At 35.2% G+C, this 14551-nt stretch carries 17 protein-coding genes and 1 tRNA gene; 8 read left to right on the plus strand and 10 right to left on the minus strand.

Features of this window, described 5'->3' with window-relative positions:
• Positions 1-14 precede the first annotated feature (14 nt).
• Positions 15-1505 (plus strand): aminopeptidase P family N-terminal domain-containing protein, encoded by a 1491-nt coding sequence (locus ACQH2P_RS03415; RefSeq protein WP_425363011.1) that lies wholly within the window; start codon positions 15-17, stop codon positions 1503-1505.
• Here ACQH2P_RS03415 and ACQH2P_RS03420 read toward each other — a convergent pair.
• Positions 1502-2385, minus strand: a protein-coding gene (locus tag ACQH2P_RS03420) for an IS630 family transposase (RefSeq protein ID WP_425362619.1) whose coding sequence is annotated in 2 segments (ribosomal slippage) — positions 1502-2062 and positions 2065-2385 — 882 coding nt in all. Because the reading frame shifts where the segments join, the coding sequence is not laid out codon by codon here. The genes ACQH2P_RS03415 and ACQH2P_RS03420 overlap by 4 nt on opposite strands.
• A 195-nt stretch (positions 2386-2580) precedes the next feature.
• Here ACQH2P_RS03420 and ACQH2P_RS03425 point away from each other — a divergent pair.
• From ACQH2P_RS03425 to ACQH2P_RS03440, 4 genes are all read left to right on the plus strand, one after another.
• On the plus strand, positions 2581-2784 hold the full coding sequence (locus ACQH2P_RS03425; protein WP_425363012.1) for a hypothetical protein: 204 nt from the start codon (positions 2581-2583) through the stop codon (positions 2782-2784).
• A 69-nt stretch (positions 2785-2853) separates the two neighbouring features.
• Positions 2854-3747, plus strand: a complete 894-nt coding sequence (locus tag ACQH2P_RS03430; protein WP_425363013.1) for a transposase — start codon at positions 2854-2856, stop codon at positions 3745-3747.
• 99 nt (positions 3748-3846) lie between these two features.
• Positions 3847-4080: a hypothetical protein gene (locus ACQH2P_RS03435; RefSeq protein ID WP_425362621.1), complete on the plus strand. Its 234-nt coding sequence runs from the start codon at positions 3847-3849 to the stop codon at positions 4078-4080.
• Positions 4081-4118: 38 nt separating this feature from the next.
• A complete protein-coding gene (locus tag ACQH2P_RS03440; RefSeq protein WP_425362622.1) occupies positions 4119-5228 on the plus strand; it encodes an IS66 family transposase in 1110 nt (369 codons plus the stop codon).
• Here ACQH2P_RS03440 and tnpB read toward each other — a convergent pair.
• From tnpB to ACQH2P_RS03455, 3 genes are read right to left on the minus strand one after another with little or no spacing between them, the layout of a single operon-like run.
• On the minus strand, positions 5225-5578 hold the full coding sequence (tnpB, locus tag ACQH2P_RS03445; RefSeq protein ID WP_425362591.1) for an IS66 family insertion sequence element accessory protein TnpB: 354 nt from the start codon (positions 5576-5578) through the stop codon (positions 5225-5227). The two genes, ACQH2P_RS03440 and tnpB, sit on opposite strands and share 4 nt — an antisense overlap.
• Positions 5566-5991 (minus strand): hypothetical protein, encoded by a 426-nt coding sequence (locus ACQH2P_RS03450; protein WP_425362592.1) that lies wholly within the window; start codon positions 5989-5991, stop codon positions 5566-5568. The genes tnpB and ACQH2P_RS03450 overlap by 13 nt, the downstream gene beginning before the upstream one ends.
• Positions 5992-6037: 46 nt before the next feature.
• Complete coding sequence (locus tag ACQH2P_RS03455; protein WP_425363014.1) at positions 6038-6718, minus strand: HD domain-containing protein; 681 nt, start codon at positions 6716-6718, stop codon at positions 6038-6040.
• A 167-nt stretch (positions 6719-6885) separates the two neighbouring features.
• Here ACQH2P_RS03455 and ACQH2P_RS03460 point away from each other — a divergent pair, with 167 nt between their 5' ends.
• Positions 6886-7107, plus strand: a complete 222-nt coding sequence (locus tag ACQH2P_RS03460; RefSeq protein WP_425363015.1) for a hypothetical protein — start codon at positions 6886-6888, stop codon at positions 7105-7107.
• 235 nt (positions 7108-7342) lie between these two features.
• On the opposite strand, the gene ACQH2P_RS03465 is transcribed toward ACQH2P_RS03460, so the two are convergent.
• Positions 7343-7419: transfer RNA gene (locus ACQH2P_RS03465), tRNA-Arg, on the minus strand.
• A 351-nt stretch (positions 7420-7770) separates the two neighbouring features.
• On the opposite strand from ACQH2P_RS03465, the gene ACQH2P_RS03470 reads away from it, so the two are divergent.
• Positions 7771-9420, plus strand: coding sequence for a patatin-like phospholipase family protein (locus ACQH2P_RS03470; protein ID WP_425363016.1), 1650 nt, complete (start codon positions 7771-7773; stop codon positions 9418-9420).
• Between the two features lie 10 nt (positions 9421-9430).
• Here ACQH2P_RS03470 and ACQH2P_RS03475 read toward each other — a convergent pair whose 3' ends face one another.
• From ACQH2P_RS03475 to ACQH2P_RS03490, 4 genes are all read right to left on the minus strand, one after another.
• Complete coding sequence (locus tag ACQH2P_RS03475) at positions 9431-9613, minus strand: hypothetical protein (protein WP_425363017.1); 183 nt, start codon at positions 9611-9613, stop codon at positions 9431-9433.
• Between the two features lie 104 nt (positions 9614-9717).
• Complete coding sequence (locus ACQH2P_RS03480; RefSeq protein ID WP_425363018.1) at positions 9718-11067, minus strand: hypothetical protein; 1350 nt, start codon at positions 11065-11067, stop codon at positions 9718-9720.
• Between the two features lie 113 nt (positions 11068-11180).
• Entirely contained in the window at positions 11181-11363 is a 183-nt protein-coding gene (locus tag ACQH2P_RS03485; protein WP_425363019.1) for a hypothetical protein, read from the minus strand.
• 228 nt (positions 11364-11591) lie between these two features.
• Entirely contained in the window at positions 11592-12290 is a 699-nt protein-coding gene (locus tag ACQH2P_RS03490) for a hypothetical protein (RefSeq protein ID WP_425363020.1), read from the minus strand.
• Positions 12291-12344: 54 nt separating this feature from the next.
• Here ACQH2P_RS03490 and ACQH2P_RS03495 point away from each other — a divergent pair.
• A protein-coding gene (locus ACQH2P_RS03495) for an IS630 family transposase (protein ID WP_425363003.1) occupies positions 12345-13228 on the plus strand; the annotation gives its coding sequence in 2 pieces (ribosomal slippage) (positions 12345-12665 and positions 12668-13228; 882 coding nt in all).
• Between the two features lie 3 nt (positions 13229-13231).
• Here the strand turns inward: ACQH2P_RS03495 and ACQH2P_RS03500 are convergent.
• Positions 13232-13888, minus strand: a complete 657-nt coding sequence (locus ACQH2P_RS03500; RefSeq protein WP_425363021.1) for a hypothetical protein — start codon at positions 13886-13888, stop codon at positions 13232-13234.
• Positions 13889-14551: the final 663 nt, after the last annotated feature.

The following is a 14551-nucleotide window of genomic DNA, read 5'->3' on the forward strand; positions in this document are numbered from 1 at the left end:
TAAATAGTAATTTAATGCAAAAACGTATCAGTAGTGTTAGAGAGCTGTTTGCTAAGTATAAAATAGATGGCTATATAGTACCTTCTAATGATCAATATCTTAGCGAGTATGTCCATGAAAGTGCTAAGCGACTGCAATATATAACCAACTTTAGCGGATCCAATGGTATTGCGGTGATCTGCAAAGATAAGGCGGTATTTTTTACAGATGGTCGTTATCTACAACAAAGTAAGCGTGAGCTAGCTCCAGAAATCTTTAAGATTTTTGATATTAAAGATTTACCCTATTTTGCTTGGGATGATTATTTAGGTAATGATAGCATCTTGGGATATGATTCGAAACTCTTTACTAATGTTAAGTTACAAATATTTTCCAAAATAAAATCCCGTTTACATAAAATATCTGATAATTTAATAGATCAAATTTGGCATGATAGACCAGCGGAACCATCATCAAAGATATATATTCATGATGATAAATTTTCTGGTCAATCATATAGTAATAAAATTACTATATGTCGCGATCTACTGACTAAATATTCTGCAGATACGATGATTATTACTTCGGCAGATTCAATATGCTGGTTATTAAATCTCAGAGCAAGTGACATTTCACATTCACCATTGATGCTTGCTATAGTTCTGATCACTCAAGATCAGCTATATTTATTTACTAATCCAAATAGAGCTAATCAAGATGTTACGATTGCTCGCCCTAATATAACTATCTTACCAGAGGAAAGATTTGCCGGTATGTTGGGTCAAGCTAATAAGGTTCTCGTTGATGAAAATTTTGCCTCAAGTTACATTATGGATTTGCTAAATAATAAGCTAGTAGCAAAAATTAACGACCCTTGTCAATTATCTAAAGCGCTTAAGAATGATATTGAGATTAAGCACGCAATTAATTTTCATATTAATGATGCGGTGGCACTATGTGAATTCTTTGCATATTTGTTTGAATTACCAAATTTACAAGATCAAACTGAATATGATCTAGGAGAAATATTAACAGAATTTAGATCTAAGCAAGATCAATATGTTATGGATAGTTTCCCGACTATATGTGGTTTTAAGGAAAATAGTGCCATAATTCATTATCGGGCGACAAGTCATCAAGCAAAAAAAATCTTAGGTAAAGGTATATTATTAATTGATTCTGGTGGGCAATATAAAGGTTGTACTACTGATGTAACCAGAACCTTTGCTATAGGCAACCCTACCGAGGAACAAAAATTACGCTATACTCAAGTTCTTAAGGGACATATTGCTCTATCGACAATTAAATTTCCGGTTAATATTACTACAGGAAGCCATTTAGATGTTCTAGCCCGGCAATTTCTGTGGAGAGATAGGCAAGACTATCCGCATGGTACAGGTCATGGTGTTGGTAGCTTTTTAAATGTTCATGAGGGACCACAAAATATTAGTTTACGCAGTAACGTTATTCGTATACTTGCAGCAAAACTGCATAACTCTATTAAATTTTTTTGGTATAGCACTTAACATATAGGTTCATACATTATTTTAAACGTTCTACAACTTGCCTCAAATACAGAAATACCTTTATCTAATAATTTTCTAATGTTATTTTTTATCGGAAACCAATGATGTTCAATAGGATTTAAATCAGGGGAATAAGGTGGTAAAAATTTTAGTTTGCAGCCAGCTTTTTCAATTAATTCTTTAGCCCTTTTGGATTTATGAAAGCTTGCATTATCAGCAATGACAACCTGTCCAGGCTTTAGCTCCGGCACAAGGCAATTTTCTATATAAGCTTCAAATACCTTACTATCACAGCTCCCAGTAAAGACTAGTGATGCGATTAAACTATTCTGATTTAACGCACCAATAAAACTTGTTCTTTCACTACGTTTTCCCGATTTACTCCCATTACAACGACTTCCTTTCATTGACCATCCATATTCATATGATTCATTATCATTTATGCCCGCTTCATCAAGATAAACACGTCTCTCTATCGGCACTTTTTCTAATTCACTGAGAAAATCTTGTCGCTTTCCTTCATCTCTTTCTTTATACGCATATGTCTTTTTTTTCGAGTAATGTTGAGTTTCTTTAAAGCTCGGCTGATAGTCATTATACTTGCAACATTATCTAATTCTTTTGCTATTTCTGTAAGCGTTAACGAGTTACCCTTTTCTACTAAATGACGCAACTCCGATAAATCAGGGATTTTATGACCATATCCTTTCTGGTATCCCTCCTTTGACTTTATATCTCCAGTTTGTTTCTTTAATCTAATCCAATCATAGATTATTGACCGACTAATTTTAAAGGTTTCGCATGTAAGTGCTACTTTCTTATATTTCTCATAATGTTCTATAACTCTAGAACGTAAATCGTAACTGTAGGGGGATGCCATATTTCTATTATATAATTTTTTTATTATTTATCATTATAACTTATTTGAATCCATATGTTAAGTGCTATAGTATGAATTTATTTTATAAATTTGGGTTCCTACTATGCAAGTATCACCGATTAATAAAAAAACTAGTTGAAAAACTATCAGTTATACTATAACATTTCAATTATTAAACGTAATGAATGAATCAAAATGAAAAAGCCAAAAGTAGCGACCTTAAGTGCTGAGGAACGAGAAGAACTAATCCAGCATATTAAGGCAAATTCATTAACAGGAGATGATCAGCAAGCGGTGATAGAACTTGTGAAATTTTGTAACGAACTAATAGACAAGCTAGCATCATCAAACATCAGTATAAATAAGCTTAAATGCGAATTAAGAGCTGAAGAAGACTAAGTGAATGCTTGAAAAGTACCAATCCAATAGATAAAATGTCTTTGTTTTCAACGTAAAATGGCATTTTATATGGATTGGCAATCACAATTAATATCACTCTACCTATTTATTTGCAAAGAATATCAACATAAGTTAAGAAAAAACATGGCACGTATTTCTAATTATTCAAATTTAACTTTCTCGGATGAAGAGGTTATGACAATCTATATATTCGGTATTATGAGTAAACGCCATACAGTTAAGGAAATTTATGAATATACCGATAGGCACTTGCGTGACTGGTTTAAAGCGTTACCAAGCTATGTAGCTTTTGTACAGAGATTAAATAAAGTTTCTCATCTGTTTAGCGGTTTAATGACAGCTCTCTATCACCAACTTCCAAAAGATTATAATCAGTCTTATCCATTACTTTTGGATTCTATGCCAATAATATTAGCTCATAGAGGTAGAAGATTTAACGCAAAAATAGCTCCAGAGATTGCGACTAATAATGGTTACTGTGCAACTAAAAAACTCCATTATTACGGGATTAAATTACATGCAGCGGGAAGTTACAAAAAGGGATACTTGCCTATACCGCAATATTTTGGAATAACGGATGCTGGTACTGCAGATATAAGGTTTTATGAGGAATTATCTAAGCAATTACCAGAAAATAGTAGGGTTTTCGCAGACAAAGCCTATCAAACAGGGAATCAGCCAGTTGCAGATCAAGGTGGTATTACTCTATACACCCCGGTTAAGAAAGCTAAAGGGCAGGAATTGTTAGATGCGGCAGATAGACTACTATCCAGTGCAATATCAAGCGTGAGGCAACCCATAGAGTCGCTATTTAATTGGATTGAAGAAAAGACCAATATACAAATAGCTAGTAAGGTCAGATCTTACAATGGGCTTATGGTACATGTTTTTGGTAAAATTTCGGTAGCTCTATTCATGATGCAAACTCGGTTTTGCTCTTAATTGGCATTTAAGGAGATGATGATTGGTTTTAAGGCAGATAACAAAAAAAAGATAGTTCAGATTCATTAAAAGAACCACCGAGTGAATCTGATAATAAGAATGGTGGTAATGAAGAAGAGTACGATGAGTCCAAGAAGAGAGATCGCAGTAATTGGCAAGGTAAATATGGATTTGATGATTATCAGGATGCGAATACCAGCTATTTATCTCCTGAGAATTTTTGTAGTGGTGATAGCTGTCCTCACTGTGATAATGGTAAACTCTATAATAGTGAAGCTAGAAAATTGCTACAATTTACAGGTAATGCTCCAATTACAGTCAACAGATATGTAAAGAAAACGTTACGCTGTAATGCTTGCGATTATACAGTTATGAACAATAAGAATATCAACAAATGGACAAATAGTAGCAAAAGTGCAATAGTGTTACAAAAGACCTACGGTACTCCCTTCTATCGTTTATCTAGGTTGCAAAGTTTAAGCGGGGTTCCTGTATCATATAGCACTCTGTGGCAACAATATTTAGATGTTTGGCAAGAAGATGGTGGAGCTGAAATTTACAGGGTATTATTAGAAATGGCTGCCGAATGTAGTTCACTGAACCTTGATGATACTAGAGCTAGAATTTTAGAAATTACTGTAGCCAATAAAAAATTACGAGCTCAAAATAAGAAAGGACGCAGCTGTTATACCACTACTATATGTGCTAAGACTGCCAATAATGAGGTGATAGTTTTATATTTTACCGGTAATAAGCATGGCGGGGAGAATATTGGTAACATACTAAAGAATCGTAAGAATAGAACTGATTCTATTCATTTAATGACTGATGCAAGTAACAATAATAACCCGGTATTATCAGAAGCAGATAAAGAATTACTGGCAATAATAGTGATGATCAATTGTTTGTCACATGGGCAGAGAAAATTTACAGAGAATGAACCATATTACCCTGAAGAATGCGGATATTTTCTCAAACAGACTGCTGGGATTTACCATAATGAACATCAATGTAAAGAGATGAGCCTTGAGGAGAAGCTGAAGTACCATCAGGAACATAGCAGTAAATATATAGAAAATATATATAACAAAATAGATGAATTATTTAACGACAAGAAAGTTGAGCCTAATAGTAGGTTTGGGCAAGCTATGAAATATTGGTTAAATAATAAAGAAGGTTTGACGCAATTTTTGAAAATTCCAGTTAGCAGTCTTGATAATAATTGGGCTGAGAGGTCACTACGTACCATTATTTTACAAAGGAAGAATTCATTATTCTTTAAAACAATCAATAGTGCTGAGATACATAGTGGTCTGTATAGTATAGTAAAGACTTGTAGTGAGAATGAAATCAATGCCTTTAAATATTTAAATTGGCTGCAAGAGCAGAGTAGCAAAGCAAAGAAGCATCCTGAGGATTATACGCCTTTTGCCTATGCAAGATATATAAATAATACGGAATTAATCGAGACGGCAGCTTAAATGACAGGAAGCCAATCATTGGAGAGTTTGGCAGAACTAGGATCGCCATTATGAATAAGAATGTGTAAGGTTCTATAACAAATCTGATAAGATGAATTATCAGATGGGGAAAGTTTTGCCGTAAATTTACCTTTGGATAGGCGTTTAGAGCATAACCAAAAGCCTTGACCGTCAAAGGACAAAATTTTAATGGCAGTTCTGTTTTTATTATAGAATAAAAACAAGGAACCATTAAGAGGGTTGGAAGAAAGTTTTTGTCTGCAAACAGCTATTAAACCATCGATACCCTTACGAAAGTCGATGGCAATAGTGGCAACAAAAATAACTGACTGAGGGGTTAGTTGCAGCATAGAAATGTTTGAATTATGGTTTTTAGCTCTAGTGTTTGAATAATAAGCTTGGTACCATTTGGCTTAATAATGTGGCAAGTGTAGTAATTTTGTTTGGGAGTAGCCACAGGATCAGTATCTATAGAATTTACTAGTTGAAATGGGAGAAAATTAATATCGTGTTGTAGAACTTTATTTGAAGTTGAGGTAGGAGAAGTTTTGAGGGAAGGTTGATGGGCTTGTTGAATTGAACTAATTATTGTTTTATTAATATTGAGATGTTTGGCTATATCTTTGCAAGAATAGTGATGGAGTAGCTGGCGAACTAATTCCTTTAGATGGTTTGGTATGGGATCAAACTTGTTAGTTTTAGTTTGACGCCAGGCTTTAAATTGCTGAGCTACTTGCTCAACAGTAATTGATGGTATTTGCATAGTAGGAACCCAAATGTATAAAATAAATTTTATACTAACAAAAAAATTAGATAGAGTTATGCAGTTTTGCTGCAAGTATACGTTGTAAGTTAGTCTTAGTTAGAATTGATCTCAAACATAATTTACTTAGCTCCTCTTCTACTTTATTAAGTCCAAGATATGTGGCAAAAGGTATGAAGTAACTTAAAGTCTCCTCTACTATTTTTCTAATTTTTTCATGAGATTTAAATCCAATAGTACGCATATTATGGAGTCTATCGAATAATTTAACATGTAACACATCTTGTTTATTTTGAGAGAGCAATAACTCTAAGGTTTCTGATGCATTAATTTTTCTATCTATTTTAATTCTAGTCAAATCTACTACTTGGCTGGCAATTTGCTTGCCAAAAACCTTACCAATCATGTCTTCGGTAAGAGTTGTATCTTCAATAGTATCATGCAGTAAACTAGTAATGATCATATCAGTCCTGAAATATTTTGGTATTTCTAATGCTGTATATTCAGCAACCATATACGCTACCTCTATCGGATGGGAGTAATATGGATCGCCGGATTGTCGCATTTGCGAACCATGATATTTTTTAGCGTAATATATACCTTTTCTAATCTCATCAATATTTACTGGTTGCGTTACTTGCTGGTTCAGTTCAGATAGTTTGCTCAGTAACCTATCGGCATAATGACAACTTGCGTATTTTGTTTGCCAATTATGAATATCTTCCATATAACTACCTACTATTATTTTAATTACAAAGTATATTATAACCAAGAATAAAAATACTACCAATAGTTTATTATATACTTCTTAAAATAATAAGTATTTTGTTATATTTAAGTTACAGCCTTTGTATAAACTCTTTCTATCTTATATAGTTATGCTCATAGGATTAGGTGATAAAGAACATAACGATTGTAAGTTGTCATTCCCGCGAAGGCGGGAATCTAGATACCTGCTTTCGCAGGTATGACACAAAGTTTGTATCACCTAATTCAATAGGTTTCACTATAATAAAGAAACTTTTAAAGCTTGTGAGGCAGTATGTATGGGTTGGCATAAAAAACCTTTTCAATATAGAGGTAAAGAATTTTTATTTAGAGGTATCCTTAATATGAATTAACTGAACTAATTAAGAGTTATGACAAAGTAGGTGATAAGCTTTCTAAAAAGCTTGCAGACCTTATATGTATCAGTACAAACGTCTATGAAACTTTTAAAGGTTCGACAATTGATGAAAAAAGGGAATTATTAAATTTTATATTTTCGAACCTAACACTCGAGGGCTGTAAGCTGCATTACGTTCTGGCTTTTCCATTCACAGAATTGCAAAAAGTAGCAAATTGTCCTGAATGGTGCACTCGATTGGATTCGAACCAACGACCTCTGCCTTCGGAGGGCAACGCTCTATCCAGCTGAGCTACGAATGCTTAATTTATTACTATAGCTAAGACAATTATAATAGACTTCCTGTATAAGTCAATCTAGTTGGTGATTTTGTCGTAGGAACTCGCTTCCGCTCCTCACATACATCTATGTACGCAAGGGTAGCAGGCTTCGTTTCTCCTAAAAATCCCTAAGTCTTTTTTGACTTATACTAGGCTATTATAAAAGCTTGGGAAGTGTTACCAAGTTTTTTAATTTTTGAATTTCAAAATTCTAAATGCCAGAACCATAAGTTCATTTTTTTATGTATAGTTATAAATTTTTATTTGTTATAATATTAAACTTATGGTAGCATAATATTATAAAACTTTTTATTAGGTTAGGAGGGGTGATTTATGAGTAAAAATCCAATAGAGAAAAATAAAGTTCTTTGTCTTTCAGGTGGTGGAGTAAAAGGAATAGCTGAGTTAGTTGTACTGCAGAAAATAGAAGAAATAACTAAGCAGCCTATATCTAAATTATTTAATATTATTTCTGGTACTAGCGTTGGTGGGTTAATTGCTGCTTTGTTAACAATTCCTAAAGAAGAAGGCTCAACAGAACCTCGTTATTCAGCCAAAGAAGCTTTAGAATTATTTGAAAATACTGCTCCTGAAATCTTCCCTAAAAATTGGTTTAATTGGGGAATAATAAAACACAAATATAGCCAAGAACCTTTGGACAAAATGCTAGAAAAACATTTAGGGGATAATAGGTTGGATGATAGTCTCTGTCGTCTTATTATACCAGTTGCTGATTTGAATGAGGGAAGAGATAGCATAAAGATCTTTGATAGTGAGGATAAGCATAGCATACATATTAGAATAAAGGACGTGCTTCTTGCAACTACTGCAGCACCGACCTATTTTAAAGCGGTTGTTAATAATGAGGCTGTACGCGACTATGACTATGCTGCTGGCAAGCCTTATGCTTTTGCCGATGGTGGTCTTGGGGCTAATCGTCCAGCTGCTATGGTGCTACAGGTGCTTAAAGAAGGTCATACTTATCACGAACAAGCAGACATTATGGAACGCACCTCAATTTGTTCTATCAATTTTGGTGTAGATGACAAAATAAAAGCTCAGATACCATCAGCTAATTTCGATGGAGTATTAGGGTGGTTGTTTAACGGCTTAGTTGATATGCTTATGAAAAATGATGAAGAAGGTGATGCAACTGAGGTTAGGTTAGATCTAACGGGTGAAGGACAAAATACAGAAATAGTGCTACCTATTACAAAAGAATGTAAAAATTTAGATGATTCTAGTAAAAGTAATATAGCAAAGTTAAAGCTAATCGCTGAACAGTACCTAGCAAATAATTCCAAGTTGGTGCAAGATCTGTGCGATAGATTAATGGCTGATTACCAAGATAATCTTAAAGAACCTGAAGTTTTAAACTCAGACTTAAACACAAATGCAATGGTAAGCGGTGAGATTGATGACGAAGGATATGGCAGTAGTGCTAACTTAAACTCTGATATAATACCAGATATTAGAGAGTCTGAGTTGTCAAATATAATGGCAGGTGATAAGATTGATGATAACTTAGGTTCAAACGTAGTAGAAGATGCTGCAGAACCTAAATTATCAGTAATGGTAGGTGCTAAGTTAAAGCCTGCTAGTACTATATCAGATGTTAATAAAGAACCATATTCTGATGTACCTATAACAGTAGAAAAGTTACAGGAAATCGTTCAGTGGATTGTATCAGATATACAAAAGCATGAAAGTGCATCAGAATATTTACAATATCTAGAGTATTTAGAGCATTTTAACTCTTCTGCTAATCTTGCTGAAATTAAATCATTACCGGAAGAAGTGCAAGTGGCTGTTCAGTGGATTGTCAATTTAAATGCAGAGAATCGTTCAGGTGTATTAGAAGCTATTAAGTCATTAATTACTGCATCTCATGAGGATATCCATGCTACCTCTTGTACTCAAGAAATGATGGAACTTGAAGGACAAGAACCACAATACGAACAGACCTTAGTCGACTGTGCCTAATGAACTATTGTCATTCCCGCGTAGGCGGGAATCTAAGATACCTGCCTTCGCAGGTATGACAAGTTAAACCTCGCAGGGATGACATAAGATTGTAAGTTGCCATTCCCGCGCTCTCTTGCCATTCCCGCGTAGGCGGGAATCTAAGATACCTGCCTTCGCAGGTATGACAAGTTAAACCTCGCAGGGATGACATAAGATTGTGAATTGCCATTCTCGCACTCTCTTGTCATTCCCGCGTAGGCGGGAATCTAAGATACCTGCCTTCGCAGGTATGACACAAAGTTTGTATCACCTAATTCAATAGGTTTCACTATATACATCTGTGCCTAACGTTTGAACCTGTATACTGTCTGTCTGCTCTCCAGCGTCTGTATTATCTTCAACTAATTTCCAGACGTTTGCTGCATTGTTTGGTGCTAGGGAAATATAGACATCAGGGTTCCCAGTATCTTCATTTTCTATAACAAATACTCCTTTAAATTTATTACAATACTGTTTGACCTTATACGCAGCACAAAGAAGTGCAGCTGTACCAATTACTCCTACGCCTGCACCAACTATTCCTCCTACTTTGTCCTTTAAATATTCCCCCCATCCTTGACCTTCAGCACTTTGTTTGTGTGGTGATGCTGTAGGAATAGAATCCCCATTATATTGAGTACTGTTAGGTTCTGCGGGAGTAGCTCCTTTTTCCGTTATAGTAGAGTTTGTTGTAGGAGTAGAAATTTCATCAATTAAAGAGGTGGAAGATACTTCGGTAGTAATTTTTTCTAATTCTTCTAGTTTAGCAATACCTTCTTGTGCAAGCTTATAATTCGAACGCTTCGCAAAAGCCTCATTGTATTCAGCTCGAGCTTCCATATACTTGCCCTCATCACGCAAACTATTTCCCCTCTGTACGTGCGGATAAGCTGGTTCAGAGCAGTTAAAGTGGATTACCTCACCAGTCGGGTCGATATTTGGAGGTCCATCAGCTGAATATTTTATGTCTATTGATTCCGGACCAGCTCCATGTATTGCCATCCAATAGATAGGGTATCCTTCAGTAAGGTACTCTGCTTGGTCTGAACTAAACTGCTGATTTTGGCAAGGCTCCTTAAAACACTTAGCACGTATCTCGTATACTATTCCATATGGTACATCGACCTTGGTAAATATCTTTCTCATAGTTGCAATACAGTTCTGATTATCCAAGTCAATGTGTCGTTGTATAAATTCCATGTCATTCACATTACGAGCACTTCTATGAAGAATTGGTTCAGGATTCTCTGCAGGTTCTGCAGATGGGTGGTTAGGATTATATTCAGTAGGGAATGCACCAACAGCCTTTAATGCTTCACTAGCAGCGAGTACAACGATAAGTCCTTTAGGGATAGCTGAAATAACATTAGCAGCAGTATTAAGCCAACTATTATCTGTATCAGAAGAAGAGGCAGGAGTATAGAATCCTAAATTTTTAGCAGCAACTAGAGCGTCTCCTTCTAGTAGTTCTGCACCGTATTCTTTTATAGTTTCTTCCAGATGAAGTCGTTGCAATTCAGGAGGTAATTTTGCAAAGTTCTTTTCATCATTATAATATTGGTTATTTAAGCAGTCAGTATCTTGTGAATCACGATAATGATTAAAAGATGGTATTGTTTTTGACATGAAAATTATTTCCTATTTTATAATGTTGATTAATATTTAGTTTAACAAGATAGTTAACATAAACTATCGAAATTGATAAAATAGGTTTTTTGTATAGAAGTCAAGATTTAATTTCAAAATTGTTTAATAAAAAATAATATCGTTCCTAAATAGTCATTGCGAGAAGGCGTAAAGCCGACAAAGCAATCCAGTCTAAATGAATAATGGATTGCCACGACCACTATGTGGTCTCGCAATGACGGGTTATAGATACAGACGTCATTGCGAGAAGGCGTAAAGCCGACGAAGCAATCCATTTCTAATCATTTCTATGGATTGCTTCGTCGCCTAAAGTGGCTCCTCGCAATGACAGTTAGAGATCGGTTGTAAATTGCCATTCTCGCACTCTCTTGTCATTCCCGCGAAGGCGGGAATCTAAGATACCTGCCTTCGCAGGTATGACAAGTTAAACCTCGCAGGGATGACATAAAACAGGATTACTTCTTTGCTTTTTTGACAATAGTTCTTACTGTTCTTTTGGCAACTTATGCATCTATGCCTAACATTTGAACCTGTATACTGTCTGTCTGCTCTCCAGCGTCTGTATTATCTTCAACTAATTTCAAGACGTTTGCTGCATTGTTTGGTACTAGGGAAATATAGACATCAGGGTTCCCAGTATCTGCATTTTCTATAACAAATACTCCTTTTAATTTATTACAATACTGTTTGACCTTATACGCAGCACAAAGAAGTGCAGCTGTACCAATTACTCCTACGCCTGCACCAACTATTCCTCCTACTTTGTCCTTTAAATATTCCCCCCATCCTTGACCTTCAGCACTTTGTTTGTGTGGTGATGCTGTAGGAATAGAATCCCCATTATATTGAGTACTGTTAGGTTCTGCGGGAGTAGCTCCTTTTTCCGTTATAGTAGAGTTTGTTGTAGGAGTAGAAATTTCATCAATTAAAGAGGTGGAAGATGCTAGTAATTTTGATATATCATCCTGAGCTTCTAGGGCAAGTCTATAGTTCGGGCGTATTTCAAAAGCCAGTTTTATTTCTTTCATAGCCTCTGTAAGGTTACCATTAGATGCTAATGTCCGTGCATTCTGGACGTGCGCATAAGCATCTGAAGGACATGTGAAGGAAACTGTTTCCATACTATTGGAACCACCAATTTGATATTTTATGTCTACTTGTTGATCAGCAGTTATGTGTATTGCTGTTATAGCACTTAACATATGGATTCAAATAAGTTATAATGATAAATAATAAAAAAATTTTATAATAGCAATATGGCATCCCCCTACAGTTACGATTTACGTTCTAGAGTTATAGAACATTATGAGAAATATAAGAAAGTAGCACTTACATGCGAAACCTTTAAAATTAGTCGGTCAATAATCTATGATTGGATTAGATTAAAGAAACAAACTGGAGATATAAAGTCAAAGGAGGGATACCAGAAAGGATATGGTCATAAAATCCCTGATTTATCGGAGTTGCGTCATTTAGTAGAAAAAGGTAACTCGTTAACGCTTACAGAAATAGCAAAAGAATTAGATAATGTTGCAAGTATAATGACTATCAGCCGAGCTTTAAAGAAACTCAACATTACTCGAAAAAAAAGACATATGCGTATAAAGAAAGAGATGAAGGAAAGCGACAAGATTTTCTCAGTGAATTAGAAAAAGTGCCGAAAGAGAAACGTGTTTATCTTGATGAAGCGGGCATAAATGATAATGAATCATATGAATATGGATGGTCAATGAAAGGAAGTCGTTGTAATGGGAGTAAATCGGGAAAACGTAGTGAAAGAACAAGTTTTATTGGTGCGTTAAATCAGAATAGTTTAATCGCATCACTAGTCTTTACTGGGAGCTGTGATAGTAAGGTATTTGAAGCTTATATAGAAAATTGCCTTGTGCCGGAGCTAAAGCCTGGACAGGTTGTCATTGCTGATAATGCAAGCTTTCATAAATCCAAAAGGGCTAAAGAATTAATTGAAAAAGCTGGCTGCAAACTAAAATTTTTACCACCTTATTCCCCTGATTTAAATCCTATTGAACATCATTGGTTTCCGATAAAAAATAACATTAGAAAATTATTAGATAAAGGTATTTCTGTATTTGAGGCAAGTTGTAGAACGTTTAAAATAATGTATGAACCTATATGTTAAGTGCTATATGTAGCCACTCTCGGGGGGAAGGGAATATTTGCCGCCAATCCATAATGCTCCTTCAGTTGAAGGAACTTGCTGATCCTTGCAAACTTCGTTAAAACACCGAGCATATACCTCGGTATTTTGGCGCTGATTAGCACTAATCCAATCACGAGAAGCTGTATATTCCCAAGACTTTACTGCAACTGCAACGCAGTTTTGATTTGGCAAATCTGCGAGTTCTCTTACGGGTATTCCAGCAGCACGAGCACTTCTATGAAGAATTGGTTCAGGATTCTCTGCAGGTTCTGCAGATGGGTGGTTAGGATTATATTCAGTAGGGAATGCACCAACAGCCTTTAATGCTTCACTAGCAGCGAGTACAACGATAAGTCCTTTAGGGATAGCTGAAATAACATTAGCAGCAGTATTAAGCCAACTATTATCTGTATCAGAAGAAGAGGCAGGAGTATAGAATCCTAAATTTTTAGCAGCAACTAGAGCGTCTCCTTCTAGTAGTTCTGCACCGTATTCTTTTATAGTTTCTTCCAGATGAAGTCGTTGCAATTCAGGAGGTAATTTTGCAAAGTTCTTTTCATCATTATAATATTGGTTATTTAAGCAGTCAGTATCTTGTGAATCACGATAATGATTAAAAGATGGTATTGTTTTTGACATGAAAATTATTTCCTATTTAATAATATTAATTAATACTTAACTTAACAAGATAGTTAATATAAACTATCGAAATTGATAAAATAGGTTTTTTGTATAGAAGTCAAGATTTAATTTCAAAATTGTTTAATAAAAAATAATATCGTTCCTAAATAGTCATTGCGAGGAGACGTAAGCTGACGAAGCAATCCAGTCTAAATGAATAATGGATTGCCACGACCACTATGTGGTCTCGCAATGACGAGTTATAGTTATGCTCATAGGATTAGGTGATAAAGAACATAACGATTGTAAGTTGTCATTCCCGCGAAGGCGGGAATCTAGATACCTGCTTTCGCAGGTATGACACAAAGTTTGTATCACCTAATTCAATAGGTTTCACTATATAGGCACAAACGTCATTGCGAGAAGGCGTAAAGCCGACGAAGCAATCCATTTCTAATCACTTTCTAGACAACAACTATTTAGCTATAACACTATAAATGTTTTTTAAGTTAAATTAAATGAAACACTTAGTGCTACATATTTTTAGTGTATACTCAAAATTATAGCTAACCAGAATAGTATTACTCTGTCATTGCGAGGAGCTACTTTAGTAGCTACGAAGCAATCCAAAAGACCAGAAGTGGATTGCTTCGTCGTGCTTACACACTCCTCGCAATGACG

This window comes from Candidatus Tisiphia endosymbiont of Hybos culiciformis, assembly GCF_964030975.1.
Lineage (GTDB): Bacteria > Pseudomonadota > Alphaproteobacteria > Rickettsiales > Rickettsiaceae > Tisiphia.